This is a genomic window from Parahaliea mediterranea (genome assembly GCF_003402235.1).
GTDB classification, from domain to species: Bacteria; Pseudomonadota; Gammaproteobacteria; order Pseudomonadales; family Halieaceae; genus Parahaliea; species Parahaliea mediterranea.
Genome location: NZ_QEWO01000002.1, coordinates 359481 through 386180 on the forward strand (window position 1 = coordinate 359481; position 26700 = coordinate 386180).

The 26700-nt window shown below is 66.8% G+C and carries 24 protein-coding genes and 1 riboswitch; of the genes, 14 read left to right on the forward strand and 10 right to left on the reverse strand.

What is annotated here, in order from left to right:
- The first annotated feature begins 149 nt into the window (after positions 1–149).
- Positions 150–1226 (forward strand): DUF481 domain-containing protein, encoded by a 1077-nt coding sequence (locus DDZ17_RS07185; protein ID WP_157976515.1) that lies wholly within the window; start codon positions 150–152, stop codon positions 1224–1226.
- Here the strand turns inward: DDZ17_RS07185 and DDZ17_RS07190 are convergent.
- From DDZ17_RS07190 to DDZ17_RS07200, 3 genes are all read right to left on the reverse strand, one after another.
- The gene (locus tag DDZ17_RS07190) at positions 1220–2962 is read right to left on the reverse strand and encodes a mechanosensitive ion channel family protein (protein ID WP_157976516.1); all 1743 of its coding nucleotides are present in this window, start codon (positions 2960–2962) and stop codon (positions 1220–1222) included. The genes DDZ17_RS07185 and DDZ17_RS07190 overlap by 7 nt on opposite strands.
- Before the next feature lie 77 nt (positions 2963–3039).
- Complete coding sequence (locus tag DDZ17_RS07195) at positions 3040–3897, reverse strand: LLM class F420-dependent oxidoreductase (RefSeq protein ID WP_116365317.1); 858 nt, start codon at positions 3895–3897, stop codon at positions 3040–3042.
- Between the two features lie 134 nt (positions 3898–4031).
- Positions 4032–5084, reverse strand: a complete 1053-nt coding sequence (locus DDZ17_RS07200; protein WP_116365319.1) for a 3-deoxy-7-phosphoheptulonate synthase — start codon at positions 5082–5084, stop codon at positions 4032–4034.
- A gap of 124 nt (positions 5085–5208) precedes the next feature.
- On the opposite strand from DDZ17_RS07200, the gene DDZ17_RS07205 reads away from it, so the two are divergent.
- Together DDZ17_RS07205 and DDZ17_RS07210 are read left to right on the forward strand one after the other, a co-directional pair.
- Positions 5209–7614 (forward strand): S9 family peptidase, encoded by a 2406-nt coding sequence (locus DDZ17_RS07205; protein WP_116365321.1) that lies wholly within the window; start codon positions 5209–5211, stop codon positions 7612–7614.
- An 11-nt stretch (positions 7615–7625) separates the two neighbouring features.
- The gene (locus DDZ17_RS07210; RefSeq protein ID WP_116365323.1) at positions 7626–8030 is read left to right on the forward strand and encodes a nuclear transport factor 2 family protein; all 405 of its coding nucleotides are present in this window, start codon (positions 7626–7628) and stop codon (positions 8028–8030) included.
- 7 nt (positions 8031–8037) lie between these two features.
- Here DDZ17_RS07210 and DDZ17_RS07215 read toward each other — a convergent pair whose 3' ends face one another.
- The 6 genes from DDZ17_RS07215 to DDZ17_RS07240 all read right to left on the reverse strand — a co-directional run bounded on the left by DDZ17_RS07215 (position 8038) and on the right by DDZ17_RS07240 (position 13325).
- Positions 8038–8595 (reverse strand): nucleotidyltransferase family protein, encoded by a 558-nt coding sequence (locus tag DDZ17_RS07215; RefSeq protein WP_170150173.1) that lies wholly within the window; start codon positions 8593–8595, stop codon positions 8038–8040.
- A gap of 60 nt (positions 8596–8655) precedes the next feature.
- On the reverse strand, positions 8656–9612 hold the full coding sequence (locus DDZ17_RS07220; protein WP_116365327.1) for an XdhC family protein: 957 nt from the start codon (positions 9610–9612) through the stop codon (positions 8656–8658).
- A 9-nt stretch (positions 9613–9621) separates the two neighbouring features.
- A complete protein-coding gene (locus DDZ17_RS07225; RefSeq protein WP_116365329.1) occupies positions 9622–10221 on the reverse strand; it encodes a YigZ family protein in 600 nt (199 codons plus the stop codon).
- A 3-nt stretch (positions 10222–10224) separates the two neighbouring features.
- A complete protein-coding gene (locus DDZ17_RS07230; RefSeq protein ID WP_157976517.1) occupies positions 10225–10653 on the reverse strand; it encodes a hypothetical protein in 429 nt (142 codons plus the stop codon).
- Positions 10654–10664: 11 nt separating this feature from the next.
- Positions 10665–12677, reverse strand: a complete 2013-nt coding sequence (locus DDZ17_RS07235) for a tetratricopeptide repeat protein (protein WP_116365332.1) — start codon at positions 12675–12677, stop codon at positions 10665–10667.
- 150 nt (positions 12678–12827) lie between these two features.
- On the reverse strand, positions 12828–13325 hold the full coding sequence (locus DDZ17_RS07240) for a DUF501 domain-containing protein (RefSeq protein WP_241505811.1): 498 nt from the start codon (positions 13323–13325) through the stop codon (positions 12828–12830).
- 19 nt (positions 13326–13344) lie between these two features.
- Between DDZ17_RS07240 and cobS the strand changes: the two genes are divergently transcribed.
- The 10 genes from cobS (at position 13345) to DDZ17_RS07290 (ending at position 23467) form a co-directional block, all read left to right on the forward strand.
- The gene (gene cobS / locus DDZ17_RS07245) at positions 13345–14157 is read left to right on the forward strand and encodes an adenosylcobinamide-GDP ribazoletransferase (protein WP_206613474.1); all 813 of its coding nucleotides are present in this window, start codon (positions 13345–13347) and stop codon (positions 14155–14157) included.
- 4 nt (positions 14158–14161) lie between these two features.
- Positions 14162–14833: a histidine phosphatase family protein gene (locus tag DDZ17_RS07250; RefSeq protein WP_116365336.1), complete on the forward strand. Its 672-nt coding sequence runs from the start codon at positions 14162–14164 to the stop codon at positions 14831–14833.
- A riboswitch (cobalamin riboswitch) is annotated at positions 14833–15009 on the forward strand. Its footprint overlaps the gene before it by 1 nt.
- Positions 15010–15113: 104 nt before the next feature.
- Positions 15114–16988: a TonB-dependent receptor plug domain-containing protein gene (locus DDZ17_RS07255; protein WP_116365338.1), complete on the forward strand. Its 1875-nt coding sequence runs from the start codon at positions 15114–15116 to the stop codon at positions 16986–16988.
- An 81-nt stretch (positions 16989–17069) separates the two neighbouring features.
- Complete coding sequence (gene cobO / locus DDZ17_RS07260) at positions 17070–17693, forward strand: cob(I)yrinic acid a,c-diamide adenosyltransferase (RefSeq protein WP_116365340.1); 624 nt, start codon at positions 17070–17072, stop codon at positions 17691–17693.
- A gap of 25 nt (positions 17694–17718) precedes the next feature.
- Positions 17719–19158: a cobyric acid synthase gene (locus DDZ17_RS07265; RefSeq protein WP_116366157.1), complete on the forward strand. Its 1440-nt coding sequence runs from the start codon at positions 17719–17721 to the stop codon at positions 19156–19158.
- Positions 19159–19223: 65 nt separating this feature from the next.
- A complete protein-coding gene (locus tag DDZ17_RS07270) occupies positions 19224–20189 on the forward strand; it encodes a FecCD family ABC transporter permease (RefSeq protein WP_116366159.1) in 966 nt (321 codons plus the stop codon).
- Positions 20189–20965, forward strand: a complete 777-nt coding sequence (locus tag DDZ17_RS07275; RefSeq protein WP_116365342.1) for a heme ABC transporter ATP-binding protein — start codon at positions 20189–20191, stop codon at positions 20963–20965. Before DDZ17_RS07270 ends, DDZ17_RS07275 begins: the two co-directional genes overlap by 1 nt.
- Positions 20962–21495 carry a bifunctional adenosylcobinamide kinase/adenosylcobinamide-phosphate guanylyltransferase gene (cobU, locus tag DDZ17_RS07280; protein ID WP_116365344.1) on the forward strand — a complete coding sequence of 178 codons (534 nt, stop codon included), beginning with the start codon at positions 20962–20964 and terminating at the stop codon, positions 21493–21495. The genes DDZ17_RS07275 and cobU overlap by 4 nt, the downstream gene beginning before the upstream one ends.
- Positions 21492–22550 carry a nicotinate-nucleotide--dimethylbenzimidazole phosphoribosyltransferase gene (gene cobT / locus DDZ17_RS07285; RefSeq protein ID WP_116365346.1) on the forward strand — a complete coding sequence of 353 codons (1059 nt, stop codon included), beginning with the start codon at positions 21492–21494 and terminating at the stop codon, positions 22548–22550. The genes cobU and cobT overlap by 4 nt, the downstream gene beginning before the upstream one ends.
- A gap of 35 nt (positions 22551–22585) precedes the next feature.
- The gene (locus DDZ17_RS07290) at positions 22586–23467 is read left to right on the forward strand and encodes a cobalamin-binding protein (RefSeq protein ID WP_241505813.1); all 882 of its coding nucleotides are present in this window, start codon (positions 22586–22588) and stop codon (positions 23465–23467) included.
- A gap of 4 nt (positions 23468–23471) precedes the next feature.
- Here the strand turns inward: DDZ17_RS07290 and DDZ17_RS07295 are convergent, their stop codons facing one another.
- The gene (locus tag DDZ17_RS07295) at positions 23472–25229 is read right to left on the reverse strand and encodes a M61 family metallopeptidase (RefSeq protein ID WP_116365350.1); all 1758 of its coding nucleotides are present in this window, start codon (positions 25227–25229) and stop codon (positions 23472–23474) included.
- A gap of 163 nt (positions 25230–25392) precedes the next feature.
- Here DDZ17_RS07295 and DDZ17_RS07300 point away from each other — a divergent pair, with 163 nt between their 5' ends.
- Entirely contained in the window at positions 25393–26694 is a 1302-nt protein-coding gene (locus tag DDZ17_RS07300; protein ID WP_157976518.1) for an aminotransferase class V-fold PLP-dependent enzyme, read from the forward strand.
- The last annotated feature ends 6 nt before the right edge of the window (positions 26695–26700 follow it).

The following is a 26700-nucleotide window of genomic DNA, read 5'->3' on the forward strand; positions in this document are numbered from 1 at the left end:
GCAGACTACTGCCTGGCGCAAGCTGGCTTCAACACTGCACGGCGCAGGGCGCGGGCATTGTGCGATTGGTACAACATCTGATACCCCCGCCGATGCGGTGCCGATACGCTAGTATGATCGGAACAGTGGCACCGCAAGGGAAGGTTGACGTGTCTATCAAACATCTGTGGCGAGGGCGGCCGGGCGTGAGGCCGGCAGTGAGGACGGGCCTGTTGCTGGCCTGCCTGTGCCTGCTAACGGCTTGGCCGGCAAGCGCATCCGACGTTCACCAGAAAACCGACGTCATCACACTCTACAACGGCGACCGGGTGACGGGCGAAATCAAGTCGATGAGCGCCGGCCTGCTGGTGCTCGGCACCGACGCCATGGACAGCGTGAGCATCCAGTGGCAGGAAATCGCCCGCATCGACAGCCGGTACAACTACCAGGTGCGCACCAGTACCGGCCAGCGCTACTACGGCGAGCTGCAACCCGGCGAACGGCCGGGGGAGTTGGCCATCAAGGATCTGTATGGCAGCCACACCATAGAGTACCTGGAGATTGTGGAGCTGGAGCCCATTGAAGAGCGCTGGCTGGATCGCTTCGACGCCTATCTGTCCGCCGGCTACTCCTACACCAAGGCCAGCTCGGTGGCGCAGACCACCCTGAACACCACCCTCAGCTACGAAGACCAGCATTCGCGCAACAGCATCAACGCCCGCACCACCCTCACCAATACCGAGGAAGACAGTAGCCAGAGCAGCAAGATCGATTTGACACGGCAGGTGTGGTCCACCAGCCGGGCAAGGTACTTTCAGGCTTACTATGGCAACTTTGAAAAGAACGATGAACTGGGGGTCGACTATCGCCTGTCGGTTGGCGCCGGACTCGGACGCTATTTTATTGATACCTATCGCACCCGCCTCACTGGTGGCGCCGGCTTACAGGTGCTAACAGAGGAGGGAACGGAAGAAGGTACTCGCCAGAGTGTTGAAGCCTTTTTCTCCGGAGAATACGGCTTCTGGCGCTTTGACGACCCGGAGATGGACATCAGCTTTACCCTGAGCCTGTACCCCAGCCTGAGCGAAAGCGGGCGCTTGCGCAGCAGCAGCGACCTGCGCGTTCGCTGGGAAATCATCAACGATCTGTACTGGGACATTACCGCCTTTGGCAGCTACGACAACCAGGCGGACTCCGACCGCAACGTGGACTACGGGGTGACCACCGGCGTCGGCTGGACCTACTGATCGCCCTCGCTGCGCTCCACCGGATAGACATGCACATCGCGCTGTGGGAAGGGAATGGAAATACCCTCGGCGTCAAAGCGCAGTTTCACCGCGCGGGTCAGGTCCCAGTACACGTCCCAGTAATCCTCGGTGCGCACCCAGGGCCGCACGATGAAGTTGACCGAGGAATCCCCGAGGGTGTGCACCTTGATCACCGGCTCTGGCGAGCGCAGCACCTTGTCGTGGGCGGCCACCACCTCGTGCAGCACCTGCTCTGTGTGTTCGATGTTGTCGCTGTAGCTGATGCCGAACACCAGGTCTACCCGGCGCACCCGCTGGGCGGTGACGTTCTTGATCACGTCTCCCCAGATCTTGTTGTTGGGCACCACCAGCACCTGGTTGTCGAAGGTGGCGATGGTGGTGGATACCAGCGTCATCTTCTTGACCACCCCAGAGGCGCCGGATACCTCAATGAAGTCGTTCACGTCATAGGGCCGGTAGAGCAGGATCATCGCTCCGGAAGCAAAGTTGGACAGGGTGTCCTGCAGCGCAAAGCCGACAATGAAGCCGGCAACCCCCAGGCCCGCCAGCATCGGCCCCAGCGAGATACCCAACTGCGACAGGGCCATCATCAACCCCATGACCAGCATCACACCGCCGGACACGGAAATAAGGACCTCTTTCAGCAGGCTGGATATCTTCAGGTTGGAGCGGTCCAACCCCTTGCGCATCAGCCGCTTGAGCCCCCGCGCAAACCAGAAGAACAGCAGCAGGGTGGATACAAACAGCAGGAAGCGGAAAATACCGTCGGCGGCGTTTTCAACAATGCTGGACTTCAGGTTCTTCCAGCCGTCGCGCACCATGCCGGCCAGCACGTGGGAATCGAACATGCTGATGGACACCACATCGCCCTTCTGCAGAATTACTGTGCGATAGGGCGCGCTGTCCAGGGCCAGGCGATCCATCAGCTCCACGGCAATGCGCAAATCGTCGATGTAGCGGGCCTGCTCAAGCTGCAATTCATCCAGGGCCGTGGCCAAGTCCTGCTGGTCCGGGCGCGCCTTTAGCCGCTGGCGCAGGGCGGCGATAGCCGCAGTGGAAAACTCCACCTTGCCCACCTGGGTCTCGGCATACTGGAACAGCTCCTGCGGCAGGTTGCGCAGCACTTCCAATGGCGGCAGGCCGTGGTCCTCGCGATTGCGCGAATACACGATCAGCGCCTCGTAATAGCGAAAGCGCAGCTGCTCCAGGCTTTCCAGGTTGGCCTCAAGCTCTACCCGCTCCACGCCGCTGGCCTCCTCCACTCGCGCCAGCTGCTCATCAATGCGCTGTTCCAGCTCTTTCAGGCGGTCGTAAACGGCGCGGCCGACATCGGCCAGGTCACCGCGAATGCGCTGTTCAAGGTTGCTGCGCGTCGGGTCTTCGGCGGGCAGTTCGAGTACCAGGGGCGTGATGCGATCCAGCAGGCGCACCACATCCAGGCTGCGTAAATCGCGGCGATACAGCAGGGCGTTGCGGCTATCGCCGGTGGCCCGCTGCAGGCGCTCGGACAACAGACGAATCTGGCCGACCTCGGCCTCCAGTTGGGTGACCAGGGCGTCGAGGTCGGCCGTTACCGATGCCGATGCTGTGGTCGAAGTTGTAGTCGGTGGCGCTGTGGAAGCCAGCGGTGCCTGGGCCCGGGCACTGCCCGCCAACAGCAGCAGCGCCGCCGCCACGGCAAGGGCATTGCGCAACCGCGGTAAAAATAGCGCCAAACCTGAACCTCCCTTGTCGGGGCGAATGCGCCCCGTTCACGAAGGCTTACAGTAGCATAGGCCCGGCCGGCGGGGGATCAGAGCTCGGGGATGATGCGGGCGAATTCCTCGATCATCGGCATGACAATCTCCGGCCGATCCCAGTTTTCCACGCCAACGCCAATGTTGCAGCGCTGCACGCCCATGTCGCGGTAGGACTTGAGCAGGTCGGCTGTGACCGGCGACATGACCACCAGGGTGATTTCCACCTTGTCGGGGTCGCGCCCGGCGGCGCTCACCGCGGCGCGAAAATCGGCAATGCCCTGCTTTACATCGGGCATGGCCACATCCACCGGCATCCAGCCGTCGGCCCACTCGGCCGCGTGGCGCACGCCCAACGGGCCCATAGCGCCAAACACCACCGGCGGGCCACCGGCCTGCACAGGCTTGGGCTCAAACCACACCGGGTCGAAGTCAATCAGCTCGCCGTGATACTCGGGCTCGGCGTCGTTGAACAGGTTGCGCTGGGCGGCCACCAGTTCCTTCAGGGCCAGGTAGCGACGCTTCCAGGGCAGGTGGGTGGCGTTTTCAAATTCCTCTTCGTTCCAGCCCACGCCGCAGCCAATCAGCACGCGGCCATTGCTGAGACGATCGAGGGTGGCAATGGTTTTGGCCTGGGAGAACAGCTCCCGCTCCAGCAGCAGGGCAATGCCGGTGCCAATCTTCAACTTGCGGGTCACCGCCGCGGCCGCCATCAGCGACACGTAGGGGTCCATCATCTTCTTGTAGGGTTCCGGCAGGTCGCCACCGGGTGGATAGGGCGTGGTGCGCGCCACGGGAATGTGGCTGTGCTCGCCGTACCAGAGGGATTCAAAGCCCGCCTCTTCCAGGGTGCGAGCCAGCAAATCGGGGGCCGGGTCGTCGGCGGTGTTCATGGAACTGAAACCCAGGTGCATGGGCGCTTCCTCACGTCGGTTTGTTATGCCCTGAATGTACTGCGTGAGGAGCGCGCGCACCAGTCGGCGCCCGTGCCGGGGCCGGCTGGTTCAGCATAGTGTGCCTGTCGCCGAGGGGCAGGCCGGCGAATGCCTCAGCCGCGGCGTTCGCGGGCGGCGGCGGCCAGTTCCCGCAGCAGCTGGTCGGTGTCATCCCAGCTAATACAAGGGTCGGTGATGCTCTGGCCGTAGGTCAACGGGCGGCCGGCCACCACGTCCTGGCGCCCCGCCACCAGGTTGGACTCAATCATCAAACCGAAAATGCTGCGGCTGCCCCGGGCCACCTGGGTGGCTATGTCGCGCACCACATCCACCTGGCGGGCGGGCACCTTGCGGCTGTTGGCGTGGCTGGCGTCGATCATGATGCGCGCCGCCAAGCCAGCCTTGCCCAGCATTTCGCTGGCGTCGTCCACCGAGAACATATCGTAGTTGGGGTGCTTGCCGCCGCGCAGGATGACGTGGCAGTCCTCGTTGCCGGCGGTCTGGAAAATTGCCGAGCGCCCCTGCTTGGTAACCGACAGGAAGTGGTGGGGCTGGGACGCGGACTTGATGGCGTCGATGGCCACCTGGATGTCGCCGTCGGTGGCGTTCTTGAAACCCACCGGGCAGGACAGGCCCGAGGCCAGCTCGCGGTGGGTCTGGCTTTCGGTGGTGCGCGCGCCAATGGCGCCCCAGCTCACCAGGTCGGCGTAGTACTGGGGGCTGATCAGGTCCAGGTACTCGGTGCCGGTGGGCAGGCCGATTTCCGCCAAATCCAGCAGCAGCTGGCGCGCCAGGTGCAGGCCCTTGTTGATCTGGAAGGTGTTGTTGAGGTCCGGGTCGTTGATCAGCCCCTTCCAGCCCACCGTGGTGCGCGGCTTTTCAAAATACACCCGCATCACCACAAACACGTCATCGGCAATATCGGCGGCCACGGCCTTCAGCTGGCGGGCATAGTCACGGGCGGCCTCCGGGTCGTGGATGGAACAGGGGCCAACCACCACCAGCAGGCGGTCGTCTTCGCCGCTGAGAATCTCGTGAATGCTGCGCCGCGCCTGCTGCACGCAGTCGGCGGCGGCGTCTGAAGGCGGGATGTCGGCGATCAGTTGCTCGGGCGAAGCCAGCTCTTTGGTCTTGCGAATACGCAGGTCGTCGGTGTTGGTGGTCATACCATGGCAGCCTTGAGTCGAGGGGAATGCTTGCTATAGGGTTGGCAGCGAAAGCCAGCCCGCTACTATACCATCGCCCCGGCGGGCCTGCAGGCGCCCCCACAGCAAAGGAGAACCCCCCCCCGTGAAACGCCTTATTGCCACCGCCCTGCTGGGCCTTGGCGCCGGCCTTGCCCAGGCCGCCGAGCCCCCCACCCTGGAGTTGGTCATGTCCGACCCGGACTGGATCGGCCACGCTCCGCAAGCGCCCTACTGGGGCGACGACGGTACCCGCGTGTACTACCAGCAAAAACGCAGCGGCGAGGACTACCGCGACCTGTACCGCATCGACCTCGCCACCGGCAGCGCCGAGCCACTGCCGGAAACCGCGAGCCCCGAAGACAGCGGCGGCGGCAAAGTCTACAACCGCCAGCGCAGCGCCGTGGCCTGGCTGCGCCGGGGAGATGTCTTCCTCAAGGATCTGGGCAGCGGCCGGGTGCGCCGCGTGACCGGCACCGCCGCCGACGAAAGCCACCTGGGTTTTAGCGCCGACGGCAGCCGCCTGTTCTTTGCCCGCGACGGCCAGTTTTACGCCCTGGCCGTGGCCACCGGCGCCGTGAACCAGGTGACCGACCTGCGTGAGGCCGACGACCCGGACGCCGCGGCGGATTTCGACCCCCTGCGCGAACACCACCTGCGCAACTACCGCACCGTGGCGGAAAACCTGCGCCGCGACGCCGCCGAACGGGCCGATGACCGCGCGCGCGACCTGCGCCCGGCGCCGGTTTTCCTTGGCGATGGCTACCGCATTCTGGATCGCCAGCTCTCCCCCGCTGGGGATGTGCTGGCCCTGGTGGTCACCGACAAGGACGGCGATAGCGGCCGCAAGGGCAGCATGCCCAACTACGTGACCGCCGATGGCTACGTGGCCGTGCGCGAAGTGCGCTCGCGGGTGGGCCGCAACACCCAGCTGCCGCAGCAGGTGCTGCTGGTGCAACTGGCAACCGGCACGGTCAGCCCGGTGGACATCACCAGTCTGCCCGGCATCGACAGCGACCCGCTGGCGGCGCTGCGCAAATCCGCCCTTGCCTGGCATGTCGAACAGGGCGCCGACGAGGCCCAGGTCAAAAAGGCGCTGGAGGCGCCCGCGCAGCGCGATGTCTCCGTCAGTGGCATGGCCTTCAGCCCCGACGGACGGCACCTGGCCTTGCAGTTTATCGCCAACGACTTCAAGGACCGCTGGCTGGTGACTTTGGAGCCAGAAGCAAGCGGGCCGGGCGCCAGCGGGCCGGGCGCGCCGCGCCTGCAACACCGCCTGAGTGACGAGGCCTGGATCAACTGGGAATACAACGCCTTCGGCTGGCTGCCCGACAGCCAGACACTGTGGTACCTATCGGAGGAAAGCGGCTATTCCCACCTGTACACCAAGGGCGTTGCCGAGCGGCGCGCCAAAGCCCTCACCAGCGGCAAGTTCGTGGTGCGCGAGCCGGTCATTGGTCCGGCGTCACAGTACGCCTGGGTGGTATCCAATCGCGCCCACCCGGGCAACTACCAGATCTATCGGGTGCCACTGGCCGGCGGCGAGTTGCAGCGGGTGGCCGACATCGACGGCGTCAGCCAGTTCACCCTGTCACCCGATGGCAGCAAGGTGCTGGTGTCGCGCTCCTGGTTTGACCGCCACGCCGACCTGTATCTCGGCAACAGTGACGGCAGCGGCGAGCTGCGCCAGCTCACCGATACGGTGTCGGCGCGCTACAGCGCCATCGACTGGACGGTGCCGGAGATTGTCGAGGTGCCCTCCTCGCACGTGGACCGGCCGATCTACTCCAAGCTCTACCTGCCGAAGGATCATGACCCCGCCAAAACCTACCCGGCGGTGATGTTCGTTCACGGCGCCGGCTACACCCAGAACGCCCACATGGGCTGGCCCTATTATTTCCGCGAGTTCATGTTCCACACCCTGCTCAACGAGGCCGGCTACGTGGTGCTGGACATGGACTACCGTGCCTCCGAGGGCTATGGCCGCGACTGGCGCACCAGCATCTACCGGCAGATGGGCCACCCGGAACTGGAGGACTATCTGGATGGCATCGACTACCTGGTACAGCACCACGGGGTGGACCGGGAGCGCGTGGGTATCTACGGCGGCTCCTACGGCGGCTTTATGACCTTCATGGCCCTGTTCCGCGCGCCGGATGCCTTTGCCGCCGGGGCCGCCCTGCGCCCGGTGGCGGACTGGATGCACTACGAAAACGACTACACCCGGCGCATTCTGAACACGCCCCTGATCGACCCCGAGGCCTACCAGCGCAGCTCGCCCATCAACCACGTGGCGGGCCTGAAGAACCCCTTGCTCATTGCCTCTGGCATGCAGGACGACAATGTCTTCTTCCAGGACTCGGTACTGATGGTGCAGCGCCTGCTGGAGCTGAAAAAACCGGATTTCGAGATGGCCATTTACCCCCTCGACCCCCACGGCTTTGTGAACGCGGAGTCCTGGCTGGATGAATACCGACGCATCTTCCGCCTGATGGAAAACAACCTGAAATAAGAGAGCACACTATGGACACCGACATTCCCCGCCTGCTGGCGGCCCGCTACGCCAAGTTCGTCGACGACCGCGAATTCTCCCGCATGGCGGAAATCATGACACCCGAGTTCACCCAGAAGGGCCCCGGCTTTGGTGCCAACAGCCTGCAGGAGTTTGTCACCAACCTGGAGTTTTTGCGCCAGTACAGCGCCACGTTGCACATGGTGGGCAACCAGATCGGCGAGTGGCACAACGCCATCTACACCGGCGAAACCTGGTGCGTGGCGTCGCACATCTACGAAAAAGACGGCGTGGCCCGCAAGCTGGACATGGGCATTCGCTACCAGGACGTGATCGAGGATGTCGGCGGCCACTACCGCTACACCTCGCGCGACCTCAACGTGGTGTGGACCCAGGACCTGCCCTGCCAGGGCTAAACGCGGCTCAGTGCAGATCCTGCGGGCGGTCGGCGTCGCGCAGCACGCCCGGGTCGGCCAGCGGCATCAGTTGCAGTGCATCGGCGTGCTGCTGGATGACGCCGCGCGCGCCCTCGTCCCCTTCCAGCTGCGCCAGGGCGCTGTAAAAGCGCCGGCCAAAGGCCACCGGGTGGCCGCGCTGCCCGGCGTGAATGGGCGCCACAATGGCCTCGCTGTGGGCGGCGTCGGCCAGCTGGCGAAGGCTGTCGGGCGCAATCCAGGGCATATCGGCCAGGGCGATCAGAGTGGCGTCCCAGTCGGGCATGCGCTGGATGCCCTGGGCCAGCGTGTGGCCCATGCCGTGGCGGGCCTCCGGGCAGTAGCAGTACCCTACCCCGAGTTCGCTCAGCAGTTGTTCGCACTGGCTGTCGTCCGGCTTCAGGCACACCCGCAGGGGCAGGCCGGCCTCGCGAATGGTGCCCACCACAATCTCCAGTAATGGCCTGCCGCGGTACAGTGCCAGCCGCTTGTCGGCACCAAAACGCTGGCCCCTGCCGGCGGCCAGCACCATAGCGCCAACGTTCAAAGATGGGTTCTCAAAGCAGAGTACTCAAAGCCGCGTTCACAGCAGCGCTCACCGCCGTGCTCACTGATTGGCCCGCCTGCGCTGCAGGGCGGTGAGCTGGGCCATGATGGACACGGCAATTTCCAGCGGGGTTTTACTGCCGATATCCAGCCCCACCGGCGCGTGCAGGGCCTGCACCTGGCGCTCACTCAGGCCCAACTGGTGCAGCCGCTCAATGCGCTTTTGCGTGGTGCGCTCGGAGCCCAGCGCCCCCACATACCAGGCCGGGCTGGCCAGCGCTTCCATCAGCGCCATGTCGTCGATGCGCGGGTCGTGGGTGAGGGTGATCACAATGCTGTGGGGGTCGGTGATGTGTTCGCGCACGGCGTCGTCGGGCATGCCGGGAATCAGCGGCACCCGGGGCCCCTGCCACTGCTGCCGCGCGCGCTCGCGCGGGTCCGACACCAGCACTTCGTAGTCCATGGCCAGGGCCAGTTCCGCCAGCGACTGGCTGAGCTGGCCAGCCCCCACCAGCAACAGGCGCTGGCGCGGACCCAGGGTCTGGATCAGGCGCTCTACGGTGAGCACCAGCGGGGCAAAGCCGGCCACCTGGCGCAGCAGGGTCTGGCCGCTGTGCAGGTTCACCTCGCGGCGCAGGCAGCGGCGCTGTGACAGGGCCAGCAGCAGCGCATCCAGCCAGTCGGTGTCATCCGCCTGCAGGCGCTGCACCAGTACCTGCAGGCGCCCGCCGCAGGGCAGGCCCAGGCGTTCGTTCTGCTCGGCGGTCACGCCGTAGGGGATCAGGTGGGCGCGCCCGGCGGGCATGGTGTTGCCGGCGATGCGCTCCAGCAGGTCGTCCTCGATGCAACCGCCCGACAGGGACCCGCGCTGCTCGCCGCGTTCGTTGCAGGCCAGCAGGGTACCCAGCGGGCGCGGCGACGAACCCACCGCGCTAACGATGGTGCACAGCCAGCTGCCGGCACCGGCGCGCAGCCAGTCCCGGGCCGCCTCCAGTACTTCCCAGTCCAGTGCCCTCATGGGATGCGATTAAAGCAGTTCCGCCAGTGCAATGCGATGGGCCGCGCACAGGGCCGCGAGTTCGGCGCCGCTGGCCTCGGGTATGCGCAGCTCAAGGCGAACGGTGTTGCTGTATGCCACCGCGCTCACCTCGCCGCCCTGCCCCGCCAGCCAGTGGCGCAGCACCTGCTCGCAGGCAAAGTCACCTTCGGCACGCCAGGCGGTCATGGCCTGCACCCGGGCGCAGGGCGCCGCGTCCAGGGCCTGCTGGGCGGCGGCGCTGTAGGCGCGCACCAGCCCGCCGGCGCCGAGTTTCACGCCGCCAAAATAGCGGACGACAATCACCAGCACGTCGCCAAGGTGGCCATGCTGCAGCACATTGAGTATCGGTTTGCCGGCGGTGCCGGCGGGCTCGCCGTCGTCGTTCATGCCGGCGCTGCGGGCATCCCGGGGCTGCCCCAGCAGGTAGGCCCAGCAGTGGTGGCGCGCATCGGGATAGTCGGCACGCGCCCTGGCCACTGCCAGGTTGACGTCGTCGCGGCTGCTCACCGCCTGAATGCGGGCGATAAAGCGGCTCTTTTTCTCAACGTGTTCACACTCGGTGGTGCCGGTGACAACCGCGTAGGGCACCGCTCAGTTCTTGACGATAATCAGCGGGTCCAGCGGCGCCTGGGGGCAGTCCTTGGCCACGATGGTGTATTTGTACTCGATGCCGGCCTCAGTGGCCGGGGCCATGGCCGCCACCGGGCCGCTTCTGACCACCTTGCCGCGCTGCAGGAACTGCTCCGGCGATGCCTGCTGGAAGGGGTCAAAGTACACGGTAATGTCTGACGAGCCGGGGCCAGTGGCTTCCCATTCCACCCCATCCAGAGCCTTGCGAGAGAGCACCAGCGGCTGCTCGGGGGTGACCTTTACCGGGCAGCCGCGCTTGTCGAACAGCACTTTTACCGCCTTGTATTCGCGGGCGGGCTTGAACTCCGGCGTGTGGCTGCAGGCCACCAGCAGCCCCGAGCTCACCACCAACGCCAGCGCCACTGCCTTTGCGTGTGTTGTTGTTGTCATCCTGATTCTCCCTATTGCTGCTTTTTTTCCTTCCCGGCGGGAAGCAGATTGGTAAACCGCGGCTCGCTGCGCAAGTCGGCGAAGTTGGCGTCCATGGCCAGCAGGTGTGGCGGATAGCCCAGCTCAACCGCCTGCGCCAGGGCGTCCAGCGCAAGCCCGTCCATGCCGAGCATATCGCTCGCCATTGCCATGTAGTAAAGCACACTGATGGGCTGGTCACCGGTCTGGTGCAGGGGCTTGAGGTAGGCCAGGGCCGCGCGGCGGCTGCCCAGTTGGGCCTGGTAGCTGGCCAGCATGGCCCTGGGCAGGGGCTCGCTGGGGTTAACCTGGACCACCTCTTCGGCCAGCGCAATGGCCCGCTCAAAGGCCTGCTTGCGTTCTGGCGCCTGGTCGTCCAGAAAGCGCAGGGCCTCGCCCAGGTTGCCCCAGTAACGGTAGTTGTCCGGCGCCAGCGCTATCGCCTGGCGGTAACGCTGCGCGGCGCCGCTGAAGTCTCCGCTGTAAAACAGGGCCGAGCCGAGGTTGGACAGGGTCTCGGCCGAGGGCGTCAGCTCCACCGAGCGCGACCAGGCCCGGCTGGCCTCCTCCACCCTGCCGAGCATGTAGTACATGGACCCAAGGTTGTGAAAGGTGGTGTCACTGTCGGGGTTGAACTCGGCGACCTTTTCCAGCAGCGGCAGGGCGCTCAGGTAATCGCCGCGTGTAAAGTAGAAGGTGCCCAGTTCGTTATAGGCGCGCCAGTAGTTGGGCTGCAGTTGTATGGCCTTGTCGAAATCCGCCACTGCCGCCGGGCCCTCGCCCATGGCGGCGTGGGTTTTGCCCCGGCCGAGATAGGCCTCCACCGTGGCGGGCGCCAGCGCCAACCCGCGGGAGAAAGCCGCCAGGGATTCCTCATAGCGGCCGGATACCCGGTACAGGTTGCCCTGGGAGACATACACCGGGATGGCGTTGGCATCCAGATTCAGGGCCTGCTGGCAGGCGGCATCGGCGCGTTGGAAATCCGCGGTGCTCAGGGTTTGCACGTAGCGCCCCAGCACGCCGTCGCACACCCCGGCCCAGGCCGCGGCAAATGACGGCGAAATGGCCAGCGCCCGCTCAAACAGGGCCACCGCCGTACTCAGGTTGGCCTCGTCGGCCTGCTGGCGCAAAAAGTCGCGCCCGCGCAGGTAAAAGTCATAGGCGGCGGGGTCGATGTCCACCGGCTGGTCCAGGCGCTGGCGGGCGCTATCGGACAGCACTACCTGCAACGAGTCCACCACCTGGCGGGCAATGTCTTCCTGCAGGGCCAGCAGCCCCCCCACATGCCGGTCGTAAGTGCTGGACCACACCTGGAAGCCGGTGACGGTATCAATCAGTTGGGCGCTCACCCGCACCTGTTCGCCGTCGCGGCGCACGCTGCCCTCGAGGATGTGACCCACGCCAAGGGACTGGGCCACCTGCTTGAGATCCGGATTGGCGTCACGAAAGAAAAACGACGAGGTGCGCGCGGCCACATTCAGTTCGTTCAGGCGGGCCAGCAGGTTGAGGATTTCCTCCGCCACGCCGTCGCCCAGATAGGCCATGTCGCCGCTGTCGCTCATGTTGACGAATGGCATAACGGCAATGGACGGGCGCTCGCCCGGCGCGGCGCGCGGCGGCGCAGTAGCGCCATCGTCCTGTAGCCGCTCGATGTAGAGATACCCCACTGAGACCACCAGCGCCAGGATCATGCCCAACTCCAGAATGTGGGGGGCGGATGCCGGGGCCTGGCGCACGCCGCTGTTGGCGGCAACGGAGCCGCTCACCACGCCCTCCGGGGTCAGGTCGAACCACCAGGCCAGCAGCATGGCCGGGAAAAAGCCGATACCCGCGGCCACCAGCACCAGAGTAACCGACTCGTCCGGCAGCCCGAGAATGGGAAAGAACAGGTCGGCCACCTGCAACAGCGCCCAGGCGCCGGCGCAATACAGGGCGGCGGTGCGATACACGCCCCGGGTTTTCAATTCGGCAATGAACTGGCGCGCATCCATGGTGGGAACCCTCATGCACCACCCGCTCTGCGGCGCGCTGGAACAACAACTGCAATGGCGTGTGCCACATCTCCCCCGATACCGCCACTGCGGACGTAATGGCTGCTGCCTCAGTGGCTAGTGTAAGCCATATCGAAGGCCGGGCAAGCCAGCGGCGCGGCCTTGTCAGTCCCACTGGCCGGCAAAATGCTCATCCACCAGGGTGCCGATGGTGTTGGGCGCCACCAGGTGGGCGGCGTACCAGGTGTGCAGGCAGCGAATACGGGTGAAGTCCTCGATGCCGCCAATACCGCGCTGGGTAAACACGGTGGCAAAGCCCAGGCGCTCGATCTCGGCGCGGATATCGGGCGTCATGTACTGCGCCCGCAGGGCAATATGGGCACGGTGATCGGCAGCCATGGCGGCCTGCAGGTCGGCGCTGTCATCCACCTGCGCCTGCAGGTGGGCGATCAGGCCCGCCGCTTCCACCCGGTCAATGCGGTAACTGAGCGCGGCATCCACCAGCCAGAACAGGGTGGGAAAGGGCTTGCCATCCACCAGCGACGCCACCCGGATCACCCGGGGCTGGCCCTTGTCATCGGCCACCGCCACGGCTTCCAGGCCGCGTGGCTCGCGGCCCAGCAATTGGGTGATGTGGGCGATCTGCCCGGCGTCCGGCTTCACCTGTCGGGGGCTCTCTTGTATGGTGGGCGCCCGATTCTACGCGACCACCCCCGGGATGACCATGAACAGCGGCCCCACCTCCCTGTGGCAGCGCGAGTGGCAGGCCTGTCACTGCGCCGTTACCTTCCTCACCCGCATCCCCTTGCCCGCCAGCCCCTGGCAGGATGCCGCCCTGACCCGCTCGTCGGCCTACTTTCCGCTGGTGGGTTTGCTGGTAGGCAGCCTGGGTGCGCTGATTTACGCCGGGGCTACCCAGTACTGGCACAGCGATATCGCCGCGCTGCTGGCCATGGCCGCCATGCTTCTGCTGACCGGCGGCTTCCACGAGGATGGCCTGGCCGATACCGCCGACGGACTGGGGGGCGGCTGGTCGGTGGACGACAAGCTGCGCATCATGAAAGACAGCCGCCTTGGCACCTACGGCGCGCTGGCGCTGGTGATGGCCCTGCTGCTGAAGTTTGCGCTGCTCAGCGCCCTGCCACCGGCGAGCGTTCCCGCCGCCCTGATCCTTGGCCAGGTGCTGGGTCGCTGGGCCGCGCTGCCGCTGATTGCCACCACCGCCTATGTGCGCAGCGAAGGCACCGGCAAACCGCTGGTGGGGGGCGTGACAGGGCCGCGCCTGCTGGCGGCCACCGGCTTCAGCCTGCTGGTGCTGGTGGTGCTTGAGGGCACAGCCCCGGGCGCCATCGCACTGGCTGTGGTGGCGCTGATCGCCCTGTGGCGCTGGCACTGCCAGCGCCAGATTGGCGGCATTACCGGCGATACCCTGGGGGCCGGCAACCAGCTGGCCGAGCTGGCGGTGTACCTGGTGCTCGCCGCCACACCTGGCTGACCCGGTGCCACGCCCCACCCTGCTGCTGTTGCGCCACGCCACCTGCAGCGCCCCCGCTGGCACCTGCCTGGGCCAGCGCGATATGCCGCTGGATGAACCCGGCCGGCGCGCCGCCCGCGCCCTGGCAGGCCGCTGGGCGCTTTCGCTGCACGGCCCCCTGCACGGCCCCCTGCACGGGCCCCTGCCCGAGCCCGAGCGCCAGCTCCTGTCCCAGCCCCTGCCGCAGCGGGTGTACTGCAGCGACCTGCTGCGCGCCCGCCAGACCCTGGCCCCGCTGCTGGACGCCCCGCTACTTGGCGCCCAGCCCCTAAACGTTTGCTACGACGCGCGCCTGCGCGAGCTGTCGTTTGGCGCCTGGGAGGGGCGCAGCTGGGACGCCCTGCACCGCGAGCAGGAAGCCGCCCTCGCCCACTGGGGCCAGCACTGGCTGCACACCGCGCCCCCCGGCGGCGAAAGCGGCCTGGCGCTGTTTGGCCGCGTTGCCGACTGGCATGCCGAGTGGCTTGCCGCCGGCGCGCCGCCGGCCCTGGTGGTGGCCCACGCCGGCTCGCTGCGGGCTTTGGCCTGCCTGCTGAACGGCCTTGGCCCCGAGCGCCTGTTTGATACCAGCCCCGCCCACTGCGCCCCCTGGCAGGCGCCTGCCGGGCCGTTTGACAAGGCCCCGGGCGGGAACTAGAGTGGCCGCCCGTGCCAGGTGCCTGCCGCCCCGACAGCAACAGCGTCGAAGGCTGGGCAGGTTAAATGGGAAGTGTGGTCACGGCGGCTCAGCCCGCCCAGTTCCACCGCTGCCCCCGCAACGGTAATCAGCCCTGCTGCTGTAAGCCCGATACCTGCCTGGTGCGCACAACGATGGAGCGGAGGGCTTCATGCGAGGTTGTCCGGCACGCTGTTGATGCCGTGTGCCCTGATCCCCCTCCCTCAGTCGCCACTATCACACTGGCTATTGAGGATTCACCATGAAACCACTGCTGCCGCTGGCCCTGTTGGCCATCACACCCCACCTGCACGCCGCTGTTGCAGCACCCCCACAGCAAGCGCGTTCCGATTACCGGCTGGAAGAGGTCATTGTCACCTCATCCCGCGTGCCCATGCCCCTGCGCCAGGTGGGCACCTCGGTGTCGGTGATCACCGCCCGGGACATTGAGCACCAGGGTTTTGATTCCCTGTTCGACGTACTGCGTGCCCAGCCCGGTATCGCGGTCAGCAATACCGGGGGCGCCGGCCAGACCACCGCCCTGCGTATTCGCGGCGAAGAGGGCTACCGCACCAAGGCCTATATCGACGGCATCGACGTGTCTGACACCTCCGCCCCGCAGCACGGGCCGCGCTTTGAGAACATCCTCAGCGCCGGTGTGCAGCGGGTGGAAGTCCTGCGCGGCCCCCAGGGCCTGATGTACGGCGCCGATGCCGGCGGCGTGGTGAGCATCTCCACCCGCCGTGGCGAACCCGGCCTGCAGGGCGTGGTGAGCGCCGAGGGCGGCCGCTACGGCACCCGCCAGCTGGTGGCGGATATCGGCGGCGGCAACGAGCAGGTGGATTTCGCCCTGACGGCGTCGGACTACTCAACTGACGGCTTCAATGCCCACAGCGCCGACACTAACCTGCGCGATGACGACGGCTATGACAACACCACCCTGCACGGCCGCCTGGGCTGGAACGTTACCGAGGATTTGCGCCTGGAAGTGGTGGCGCGCAATACCGAAGGCGACAGCCAGTACGACCAATGCAATAACGTAGTCACCTTTGCCATCACCAACGATTGCGATGGCAGCTACGAACAGGACGCCTGGCGCACCGCCATCAACTACCAGGCCGGGCACTTTGGCCACGAACTGGCCTACACCGGCAACGACACCCAGCGCCAGAACTACGCCGAGGGCCAACCGAGCTTTGGCGCCGACGGGAGCCTGGACAAACTCAGCTACCTCGGCAACTTTGCCGCCAGTGACAGCCTGCGCCTGGTGTACGGCGCCGAGCGCCTGAGCGAGTCCATCGACGATGGCACCTTCGACCGCGCGCGCGACCAGACCGGTTATTTCGTCGAATACCAGGGCGGCTTTGCCGATGCCCTGTTCATCACCGCCGGCGCCCGCTACGACGACAACGATGATTTCGGCAGCTACACCACCTGGCGCGCCAGCGGTGCCTATGTGGTGGCCATGGGCGGCGGCGAGCTGAAGTTCAAGGGTACCTACGGCACCGGCTTTCGCGCCCCCAGCCTGTACGAAATCGCCTATAACGCCGGCAGTTTCGCCTACCCGCCCGCATCCATGGTAAGCCTGGACGCCGAGGAAAGCGCCGGCTATGACCTGGGCCTGGTGTGGGCCAACGACGACGGGCTCTACCTGGAAGCCACCTGGTTTGACCAGCGCGTCTCCGACGCCATTTACTTCGACCTGGACACCTACTCCGGCTACCTGCAGGACGGCGGCGAGAGCGATTCCCAGGGTGTGGAGCTGGCTGCCCAGGTGCCGCTGGGCGAGGCGTTCACCGTGATCGCCAACTACACCTACAACGACACCGAAAACGCCGAGGGCTCCACCCGCCTGCGCCGGCCCGAACACCTGGGCAACCTGAGCCTGAGCTGGCAGCCCCTGGGCGGCAGCCTGATGCTGGCGCTGCACCTGCGCGCCGCCCGCGACGCCCTGGACACCGATGGCCAGGCGCTGGACGACTACGAGGTTATCGACCTCAATGCGAGCTACACCCTGTGGCGCGGACTTGAAGTGTACGGCCGGGTGGAAAACCTGCTGGATGAGGACTACCAGGAGGTGCGCGGCTACCACACCGCCGGCGCCGCGGCCTATGCGGGCGTGCGCTACGCCTTTTAAACCTGCGCGCTACGCTTTTTACAAACGGCTCACGACAAGCAACACACTACGCCTTCCAAAACCAACGCAAAGGACCCCACCATGAGCGACAGCGACGACAAGCAGCAACGCCGCGATACCAAACACAAGGCTGCCATGCAAAAGCAGAAGGCCAAGGTGGATGCCCGCATCGAAGAAGCCAGCACCGAGCGCGGCGTGGCCGTGTTGATCACCGGCAACGGCAAGGGCAAATCCAGCTCTGCCTTTGGCATGGTGCTGCGGGCACTGGGCTACGGCCAGAAGGTGGGCGTGGTGCAGTTCATCAAGGGCGAGCAGCTCTCCGGCGAAGAACTGTTCGTGCGCGACCACCTGCCCCAGGTGGATTTTCACCAGATGGGTACCGGCTTCACCTGGAACACCCAGGACCGCAGCGGCGACATCGCCGCCGCCCGCGCCACCTGGGACAAGGCCCTGCCCATGCTGCAGGATGCGACCTACGACCTGGTGGTGCTGGACGAACTCACCTACATGATCGGCTACGACTACCTGCCCGAGCAGGAGATCATCGACGCCATCGCCAACCGCCCGCGGGAACAGAGCGTGGTGGTTACCGGTCGCGGCGGCGGCTCTGCCCTGCAGGACGTAGTGGACACCGTCTCTGAAGTGAAAGACGTGAAGCACGCCTTCCGCGCCGGCATCAAGGCCCGCCGCGGCGTCGACTACTGAACCGGTGCGCCCGCCATTTGCGCTGATGGTGCAGGGCACCACCTCCGACGCCGGCAAGAGCATTCTGGTCACCGGCCTGTGCCGTGTGCTGCGCCGCCGCGGCGTGAAGGTGGCCCCCTTCAAACCCCAGAACATGTCGCTGAACAGCGCGGTGACCGACGACGGCGGTGAAATCGGCCGCGCCCAGGCCCTGCAGGCCCAGGCGGCGGGCGTTGCCCCGCACAGCGACATGAACCCGGTGCTGCTCAAGCCCACCAGCGATACCGGGGCTCAGGTCATTCTGCGCGGCCGCGCCCAGCGCAATCAGGATGCGCGCCAGTACCACGACTACAAAAAAGTGGCGATGGACACCGTGCTGGCGGCCTGGAATGCCCTGGGCGCCGAGTACGAAGCCCTTGTGGTGGAAGGCGCCGGCAGCCCCGCCGAAATCAACCTGCGCGCCAACGACATTGCCAACATGGGCTTTGCCGAAGCGGTGGACTGCCCGGTGATCATAGTGGCAGACATCGATCGCGGCGGGGTGTTTGCCCACCTGGTGGGTACCCTGGCGCTGCTGTCGCCCAGCGAACAGGCGCGGGTGCAGGGCTTTGTCATCAACCGTTTCCGGGGCGATATCAGCCTGCTGCAGCCGGGCCTGGACTGGCTGGAGCAGTACACCGGCAAGCCGGTGCTGGGCGTGCTGCCCTACCTGCAACAGCTGCAACTGGACGCCGAAGACGCCGTCGACGCCAGCCAGGGCGACAAGGACGAGCACTGCCTGCAGGTGGTGGTGCCGGTGCTCCCGCGCATCGCCAACCACACCGACTTTGACGCCCTGCGCCAGCACCCCCAGGTGAACCTGCATTACGTGCCACCTGGCCGGCAACCGCCGCCGGCGGATCTGGTCATCCTGCCCGGCAGCAAGAACGTACGAGGCGATTTGCGCTGGCTCAAGGAGGCCGGCTGGCACAACTACCTGACGCGCCACTTGCGCTACGGCGGCCGGCTGCTGGGTATTTGCGGCGGCTACCAGATGCTGGGGGCCAGCATCGACGACCCCACCGGCATAGAAGAAGCCCCCGGCAGCAGTACCGGGCTCAACCTGCTGCCCCTGCACACCGTGCTTGAGAGCGAAAAGGCCCTACACCGGGTGCGAGGCACCCTGCCCGGCGGCGAGGCCATCAGCGGCTACGAAATTCACTGCGGCCAGACACCGCTGCCGGCGGGCTTTGCGCCCTTTGCCACACTTGAAGGCGGCCGCCAGGACGGCTGCCGCAGCGCCGACAACCAGATTGCCGGCACCTATTTGCACGGGCTGTTCGACAGCCCCCAGGCCTGCCGCGCCCTGCTCACCTGGGCCGGGCTGGCCAGGGCCCGCGCCGAGGATCGCCAGGCTGTGCGCGAAGCGCAGATCGACCGCCTGGCGGACTGCCTGGAAACCCACCTGGACCTGGCGCGCCTGTTCCCCCGCTGGTGGCCACAGTGAGCGGCCACAGCGCGCACTTTTCCCGCGGCGTTCTGGCCGGCCTCGTTGCCCTGCTGCCGCTGTGCATGCTGGTGGCCCTGGGCAGCGGCGCAGTGGCCCTGTCGCCCCTGGAGGCGCTGGGCGGCATTGCCGACTGGTGGCGCGGCGAGTACAGCCAGGCCAGCGTCATCGTGGGCCAGATTCGCCTGCCACGGGTGCTGCTGGCGGCGCTGGTCGGCGCCATTCTGGCCACCTCCGGCGCGGCCATGCAGGGCCTGTTTCGCAACCCCCTGGCGGACCCTTCGCTGATCGGTGTGACCGCCGGCGCCTCCCTGGGCGCCAGTGTGATGATCGTATTGGTGGGCAGCAGCCTGCAGGGCATTAGCGCCGTCACCGCGGTATCCGCCGGCGCCTTTGCCGGCGGCCTGCTGGCGGTGCTGCTGGTGTACCGGCTGGCAGCATCAGACGCCGGCACCTCGGTGGCCACCATGCTGCTGGCGGGCATCGCCATCTCGGCCCTGGCCGGTGCGCTGGGCAATCTGCTGGAATTTTATGCCGACAGTGAAGCCCTGCGCCGCATCAGCCTGTGGCAGATGGGCGGCCTGGACGGCGCCGATAGCGAACGGCTGGCCTTTGCCGCCGTGGTCAGCGCCTGTGTGCTGGGCTGCCTGCCGCTGTTTGCCCGGCGCCTGAACGCGCTGTTGCTGGGTGAATCCGAGGCGCGCTATCTCGGCATCGATGTGGAGTTCACCAAGCGCACCCTGGTGGTGCTGGTGGCCATTGGCGTGGGCGCCTCGGTGGCCCTGGCCGGCACCATCGCCTTTGTCGGCCTGGTGGTGCCGCACATCATGCGCATGCTGGTGGGGTCGGATCACCGCCTGCTGCTGCCGGGCGCGGCCCTGGCCGGCGCGGCCCTGCTGGTGGTGGCAGACAACCTGGCGCGGGTGGTCATGGCGCCCACAGAACTGCCGGTGGGCATTGTTACCGCCATTGTCGGCGTGCCGTTTTTTATCTCCCTGCTGCGACAGCGCTCGCACTACGGTATGCAGTAATGGCCGTACTGCGTGTGGAACAGGCCGGCGCCGCGCCCTGGGGCAGCCCCTTGCTGGCGGGCATCGAAGTGAGCCTGGCAGCCGGGGAGATACTGGCCATTCTCGGCCCCAACGGGGCCGGCAAGTCCACCCTGCTGCATACCTTTGCCGGCGGCATCGCCCACTCGGGACGCATTGTGCTGGGCGGGCGCGAACTGGCCGACTGGCCACGCGACGCACGCGCCCGCGCCCTCGCCCTGCTGCCCCAGCAATCGCCCCTCAACTTTCCCTTCCGGGTGGAGGAAGTCATCCAGCTTGGGCGCACACCCCACGCCAGCGGCGCGGCGGTGGACAGCGCGATACTGGCCGAGGTGATGGACGCCACCGATACCACCCGGCTGCGCCACCGGCTCTACACCCACCTGTCGGGGGGCGAGCGCCAGCGGGTGCAACTGGCCCGGGTGCTGGCGCAACTGTGGCGGGCAGAAGACAGCGAGGTACGGCTGCTGCTGCTGGATGAACCCACCGGCGGCCTCGACCTGGAACACCAGCGCCTGATCATGGACTCCCTGGCCCGCCTTGCCGCCCAGGGTTGTGCGGTGGCAATGGTACTGCACGACTTCAACCTGGCCGCCAGCCGCGCCCAGCGCCTGCTGGTGCTGCAGCAGGGCCGCCAGGCCCGCCTCGGCAGCCCGCGGGAAGTGCTGACCCCCGCCATGTTCCGGGAAATATTCCATGTGGACGTTAAAATTGGCGCCCACCCCCACAGCGGCGCGCCGCTGGTATTGCCGACATGATGCAACTGATTCTGGGCGGCGCCCGCAGCGGCAAAAGCCGCCACGCCGAGGCCTGTGCCACCGCCAGCGGCAAGCAGGTGCACTATATTGCCACCGCCGCCGCCGGCGATGCCGAGATGGCCCGGCGCATTGCCCACCACCAGACCCGCCGCGACCCGCTGTGGCAGTTGCACGAAGAGCCCCTGGCCCTGCACCGGGTACTGCAGGCGCACAACCGCCCGGGCCACTGCCTGCTGGTGGACTGCCTGACCCTGTGGCTCAGCAACTGCCTGGGGGCAGACTGCTGGGAGCAGGAGCGGGATCGTCTGCTGGCCGTGCTCGATACCCTGCAGGCCGACCTGATCCTGGTCAGCAACGAAGTGGGCAGCGGCATCGTCCCCCTGGGGGAGTTGAGCCGCCGCTTTGTGGACGAGGCCGGCTGGCTGCACCAGCGCCTGGCCAGCCGCTGCCAGCGGGTGAGCCTGGTGTGCGCCGGCCTGCCCCTGGTATTGAAAGACGACCCGACCCCGAACAACGAGAGCCCCCCATGAACTGGCTGCAAGCCCCCTGTCCGGCCCCCAGCGCCGCCCACCGTGACGCCGCCCTGGCCCACCAGGCCCAGCTCACCAAGCCCCCCGGTTCCCTCGGCCGGCTGGAGCGCATCGCGGTGGACTTTGCCGGCTGGCAGTCCACTCCCCTGCCCACGCTGGAGCGCATTGGCGTCAGGGTATTTGCCGCCGATCACGGCATCAGCCGCCGGGGCGTGTCGGCCTTCCCGCCGGAAGTGACTGCCCAGATGATTGCCAACTTCTGCCATGGCGGCGCCGCCATCAGCGTGCTCAGCCGGGCGCTGGGAGCGGACTTTGCCGTGGTCAACCTCGGCACCTTTGAGCCAGTGCCCGAGCCAGTGCCCGCGGCCACCGGCCTGCACAACCTGCAGCTGGCCCCCGGCAGCGCCGATTTCAGCAGCGGCCCGGCCATGAGCGAGGCCCTGCTGGAAGCCTGCCTGGAGGCCGGCCGGCAGCAGGTGGATGCCCTGGACTGCGCGCTGTTTATCGCCGGCGACATGGGCATTGGCAATACCAGCAGCGCCGCTGCCCTGTGCGCCGCCCAACTGGGTTGGGACGCCCGCGCGGTAACCGGGCGCGGCACCGGCATCGACGCCGACACCCTCGCCCACAAGCGCCAGCTGATCGACGCCGCCCTGGCCCGCCACCAGCCGCGCCCGGATGCCCCCCTGCACAACCTGCGCTGCCTGGGCGGGCTGGAGATTGCCGCCATCTGCGGCGCCTACCTGCGCTGCGGCCAGCGCGGTATTCCGGTACTGGTGGACGGTTTTATCGCCACCGCCGCAGCCCTGCTGGCCAGTGCCATCAACCCCGGTCTGCGCCCCTGGCTGCTGGCCGCCCACTGCTCCAACGAAAGCGCCCACGCCCGGGTGCTGGCAGCCATGGGCCTTGAGCCCCTGCTGGACCTGGGCATGCGCCTGGGTGAAGGCAGCGGCGCGGCGGTGGCCGTGCCGCTGTTGCAGTCGGCACTGGCGCTGCACCGGGAGATGGCCACCTTCAGCCAGGCCGCCATCAGCGCCGGCGTTGCGCCAACATGAGGGTGCCATTGTTCGGTTTTGCGCTGAAGGCCGCGATGAAGGCCGCGCGAATGGCCGCGCTGATGACGGTGGCGGCGGCGCTGGCACTTGCCAGCCCGGCCCTGGTGGCGCTGGAGGCCATCGACGCCGCCGGGCGCACCGTGCGCCTGGACCAGCCCGCCCGGCGCATTGTGGCCCTGGCGCCCCATGTGGTGGAAAACGTGTTCAGCGCCGGCGCCGGTGATCGCCTGGTGGGCGCGGTCAGCTACAGCAACTTTCCCGAGGCCGCCCGCGACATTCCCCGGGTGGGCAGCTACCAGGCCTGGAGCCTGGAGAGCATCGTGGCGAAAAACCCGGACCTGGTGCTGATGTGGGGTTCGGGCAACAGCCTGGAGGGCCTGCCGGCGCTGGAGCAATTGGGCATTGCGGTGTACATCAGTGAACCCAAGCGGCTGGAAGACATTCCCGCGACCCTGCGCGACATCGGCCAGCTTGCCGGCACCGGCGAGGTGGCCGAAGCCAACGCCCGGGCCTTTGAACAGACACTGCAACAACTGCGCGCAGACTACGCAGCCGGCCCCGCCCGGCGGGTGTTCTACGAGGTGTGGAACCAGCCGCTGCAAACCCTGAACGGCGAGCACTACATCAGCGACGTGATCACCCTCTGCGGTGGCCAGAACATCTTTGCCGACTCGCCCCACATCGCCCCCCGGGTGAGCGTGGAGGCGGTACTGGCCCGCGATCCCGACATTATCATTGCCAGCGGCATGGGCGACGCCCGCCCGGAATGGCTGGACGACTGGCGGGACTACCCCCACCTCACGGCGGTGCGCAACCAGGCCCTGTTCTTCGTGCACCCGGACTTGCTGCAGCGCCCAACCACCCGCCTGCTGGATGGCGCAAAAACCCTGTGTGAGCAGATCGCCAGCCAGCGCTAGCGAATCACCCCCGGCGGCTGCACTGCCCCGCCACCGCGTCGGGGCGCATCTGCCACTGCCAGGCGTCCACTGTCTCCCCGCGCGGCAGGTAGCTGATGTCCAACACCGCATCGCCTCGCTGGACAGACAGGGTCAGGCGAGCATCCTGGCTGCCCTGGATGGCATCCTGCGGGACTGGCTTTAGGATAATGTCGCCCTCGCGCAGGCCCGCGGCCTGCGCAGCCGAACCGGCCACCAGCCCCCGCACGCGACGCACCGGCTCGGTCAGCACGGCCGGCTCAAAGCCCAGCTCGTAACGCTTCAACGGCACCTGGGTACGGGTAAAACAAGGGCCAAAGGCGCCCTCGCCGGGCAGGGGCGGCTCGCCGGCCAGCATCGCTTCAAAATCCTGCACCGCGGTCTCGCCCAGCTCTTTGCGCAGCAGGGTCGCCCAGTGCGCCGGCGTCAGGCGCTCGCCGGCGTCCATTGTCGCGCGCAGCGCCTTCACCAGATCGTCCAGGGAACGGGCGTTGGCCGATTGACGCCGCAGGGCCTCATCGACGGTCGCAAAATAAAGAAAGCCCCGGTCGTAGGGCAGGGTCCGGATACGGGTGTCGCGCCAGAACCCATCGGGCACCGCAGTGTTGGGAGCCCTCTGCATAAGGCTGGTGTAATAGCGCGCGGCATGGAAATTCAAATCCTCCAGGTAGGCCTGCTCGCTCATCATGCCGGCGCGGAAGGGGAATTCCCGCTGGTAGAACACGGCCAGCCCCTCGTTGAACCAGCTCAGGGCCAGTTCGTCGCGCTGGTCGCCGCTGGCTGAAGCCAGGCGCGGCTGGTAGGTGTGGAACATCTCGTGGGACAGTGTCGAGCGCAGCTCCGGCAACTTGTCGGCGGTGCCTTCGCCGTAGGTGATGACAAACGAGTCGTGCATGCCGATGCCGCCACCGGCATTCACCGGGTTGTACCGCATCATCACCCCATAGACGCTGCGCGGGGCCGAGAAAAAGCCGATGAACTGCTCACGCAGCTTTTGTGCCCACTGCATCAGGGCCCGGGCATCAAAGCCAGGCGCGCCCTGCCAGGCGGAGTAGAAGCCGTCTGCCCCCACGGAGGCGGGGTAAACCCCCAGCGCGCCGCCCATCACAAAGACATCGTCCAGCGCACTGACCGGCAGGGCGCCCGCAACCGGAGCATCCAGGCTGCTGACCCCGGTGGCACCGGGCGCCAGCTGGCTGAAATCCCACGCCAGCGACAGCCGGTACTCACCGCTTTCGGGGTGCAGCACAAACGTCGTCGCCCCGCCGGATACGGCCCCGGCTTCGCTGCGCAACTCCACCGGCGGTGCCACGCCAGCCACAGCGCGGGCGGCATCGGCCGGCACCCGGTATTGAATATGGATGCCACCGCAGGTATCACGTTCGGAGAACCACTGCCGCACCGTGGCCGAACCACGCTCGATATCCCGGTGACGCACTGCCAATTCGCCGCAGTCATCGCTCAGGCGCAGCTGCTTGAGGGTCTTGGCCACGGTCGGCAGGTTGTAACTGTGGTGGCGAATTTCAACGAGCGTATCCCCCGCCGGGCGCTGCGGCCCCGACAGCACCTGCACAACATCCAACTGGGCAATGCGCTGTTCGCCGGGGGCGGGAATGGGCACCAGGGTGGTCGCCAGGGCGGGAATCGCCACCTTCGCCAGTGCCGCCCCGGCCTGCAGGGAGAGCACGCCAAGCGCGCAAAACAAGGGGCCTAGCAGTATCCGGCGCTGTGCGGTGGGGAACATCGGGGTTTCTCCTGGCGGGTGGGCGGTCAGTCTAAACAAAAAGGCAGACAGGTATCTACTTTATGTGTATGTTCTAAACAGTTTTTTAAACTCATGCCTTTTGTGTACCTTGCCGATAGCCGGGCAGCATGCAGGTAGAAAACCAACAGGAGAGCGCAGCGCGATGAGCCACGCCGACAAGCCAGACACCCGCCAGCCACCGTCGCTGCCGCCCCTGTCGCGGCGAACCTTCTCGTCCGCTCTGCTGGCGCTGCCGCTGGGCGGCGCGCTAGGCCTGCCAGCGGCCCGTGCCGGCGATACCCCGCGCGGCGGCCTCAATGGCAGCAGGGGCGATTTCGACCTGGCCGGTGTCTGTCTCAATGGCGCCTCCATGCACCCGGTCTGTCGCGACGCGGCGCGGGCCATGGCGCGCTATGTGCAGCAGCGGGCAGGCATGGCGCCCCAACCGCCGGTTGCGCTGGGCGCCAATCGCGACAAGGCCCTGCAGGAGTTTGCCCTGCTGTGCAACGCGGCCCCGGATGAGCTGGCCTGGGTGCCAACCACCACGGCCGGCGAAAACCTGGTGGTGGCCGGGCTCGGCCTGCCCAACACCCGCCAGCGGGTAGTGAGCGACGAATACCACTTTGAAGGCTCGCTATACCTGTACAGCGAACTGGCCCGGCGCGGGCTGGATTTTCATCTGGTGCGGGCGCGCGACCAGCGCATCAATCTCAATGACCTTGAACAGGCGATTACCCCCGGCACCCGGCTGGTGGCTGTGACGCTGGTTTCCAATGTTTATGGCTTTCAGCACGATCTCAAGGCAGTGTGCGACATCGCCCACGCACGGGGGGCGCTGGTTTACGCCGATGTTATCCAGGCCGCGGGGGCCAGCCCCCTCGACCTGCGCTCAAGCGGCGTGGACTTTGCCGCCTGCGCCACCTACAAATGGTTGATGGGGGATTTTGGCGCCGCCTACCTGTACGCGCGGCGCGACAGCCAGCATCACCTGCAGCCGACCCAGTGGGGCTATCGCTCGGGCAGCCTGGCCGCGCATTTCGACCAGCCGCCAGGTGGTCGCCAGCCGCTGCTGGAGTCGCGCCCCAACGAGGGCCTGGCCGGTATTGTCGGCACCGGCACCATTAGCCACTCGGCACGCACTGCCCTGGCCCACTCCCTACCCTACCTGCGGGCACTGGGCCCGCAGGCGATTGAAGACTGGCGCCAGCCACTGCTGGCGCGACTGCGGGAGCGCATACCGGCCATGGGGTTCAAGCCCCTGACACCCGCCGACAGCCGCTCGGCCATTATCGCCTTTGGCCGGAAGCAACTTGCGGCGCAGCTGCAGGCGCCGCTGGAGCAGGCCGGCATTGACGTGTCGGTCTATCCCGATCACCTGCGCATTTCGCCATCCTTCTTCAACGACATGGATGACATCGATCACCTGCTGGCGGTGATCGGTGCGGCACTGGGCCGCACGCGCTAGCGCTGC

Excerpts from the sequence above, each read along its gene's own strand:
- cobS (WP_206613474.1), top strand. The coding sequence starts at position 13,345 with ATGGTGGGCGCCCGATTCTACGCGACCACCCCCGGGATGACCATGAAC.
- DDZ17_RS07295 (WP_116365350.1), bottom strand. The coding sequence starts at position 25,229 with ATGTTCCCCACCGCACAGCGCCGGATACTGCTAGGCCCCTTGTTTTGC.
- cobO (WP_116365340.1), top strand. The coding sequence starts at position 17,070 with ATGAGCGACAGCGACGACAAGCAGCAACGCCGCGATACCAAACACAAG.
- DDZ17_RS07255 (WP_116365338.1), top strand. The coding sequence starts at position 15,114 with ATGAAACCACTGCTGCCGCTGGCCCTGTTGGCCATCACACCCCACCTG.
- DDZ17_RS07275 (WP_116365342.1), top strand. The coding sequence starts at position 20,189 with ATGGCCGTACTGCGTGTGGAACAGGCCGGCGCCGCGCCCTGGGGCAGC.
- DDZ17_RS07265 (WP_116366157.1), top strand. The coding sequence starts at position 17,719 with ATGGTGCAGGGCACCACCTCCGACGCCGGCAAGAGCATTCTGGTCACC.
- DDZ17_RS07220 (WP_116365327.1), bottom strand. The coding sequence starts at position 9,612 with ATGAGGGCACTGGACTGGGAAGTACTGGAGGCGGCCCGGGACTGGCTG.
- DDZ17_RS07290 (WP_241505813.1), top strand. The coding sequence starts at position 22,586 with ATGAAGGCCGCGCGAATGGCCGCGCTGATGACGGTGGCGGCGGCGCTG.
- DDZ17_RS07270 (WP_116366159.1), top strand. The coding sequence starts at position 19,224 with ATGCTGGTGGCCCTGGGCAGCGGCGCAGTGGCCCTGTCGCCCCTGGAG.
- cobT (WP_116365346.1), top strand. The coding sequence starts at position 21,492 with ATGAACTGGCTGCAAGCCCCCTGTCCGGCCCCCAGCGCCGCCCACCGT.
- DDZ17_RS07230 (WP_157976517.1), bottom strand. The coding sequence starts at position 10,653 with ATGACAACAACAACACACGCAAAGGCAGTGGCGCTGGCGTTGGTGGTG.
- DDZ17_RS07235 (WP_116365332.1), bottom strand. The coding sequence starts at position 12,677 with ATGAGGGTTCCCACCATGGATGCGCGCCAGTTCATTGCCGAATTGAAA.
- cobU (WP_116365344.1), top strand. The coding sequence starts at position 20,962 with ATGATGCAACTGATTCTGGGCGGCGCCCGCAGCGGCAAAAGCCGCCAC.
- DDZ17_RS07200 (WP_116365319.1), bottom strand. The coding sequence starts at position 5,084 with ATGACCACCAACACCGACGACCTGCGTATTCGCAAGACCAAAGAGCTG.
- DDZ17_RS07195 (WP_116365317.1), bottom strand. The coding sequence starts at position 3,897 with ATGCACCTGGGTTTCAGTTCCATGAACACCGCCGACGACCCGGCCCCC.
- DDZ17_RS07300 (WP_157976518.1), top strand. The coding sequence starts at position 25,393 with ATGAGCCACGCCGACAAGCCAGACACCCGCCAGCCACCGTCGCTGCCG.
- DDZ17_RS07210 (WP_116365323.1), top strand. The coding sequence starts at position 7,626 with ATGGACACCGACATTCCCCGCCTGCTGGCGGCCCGCTACGCCAAGTTC.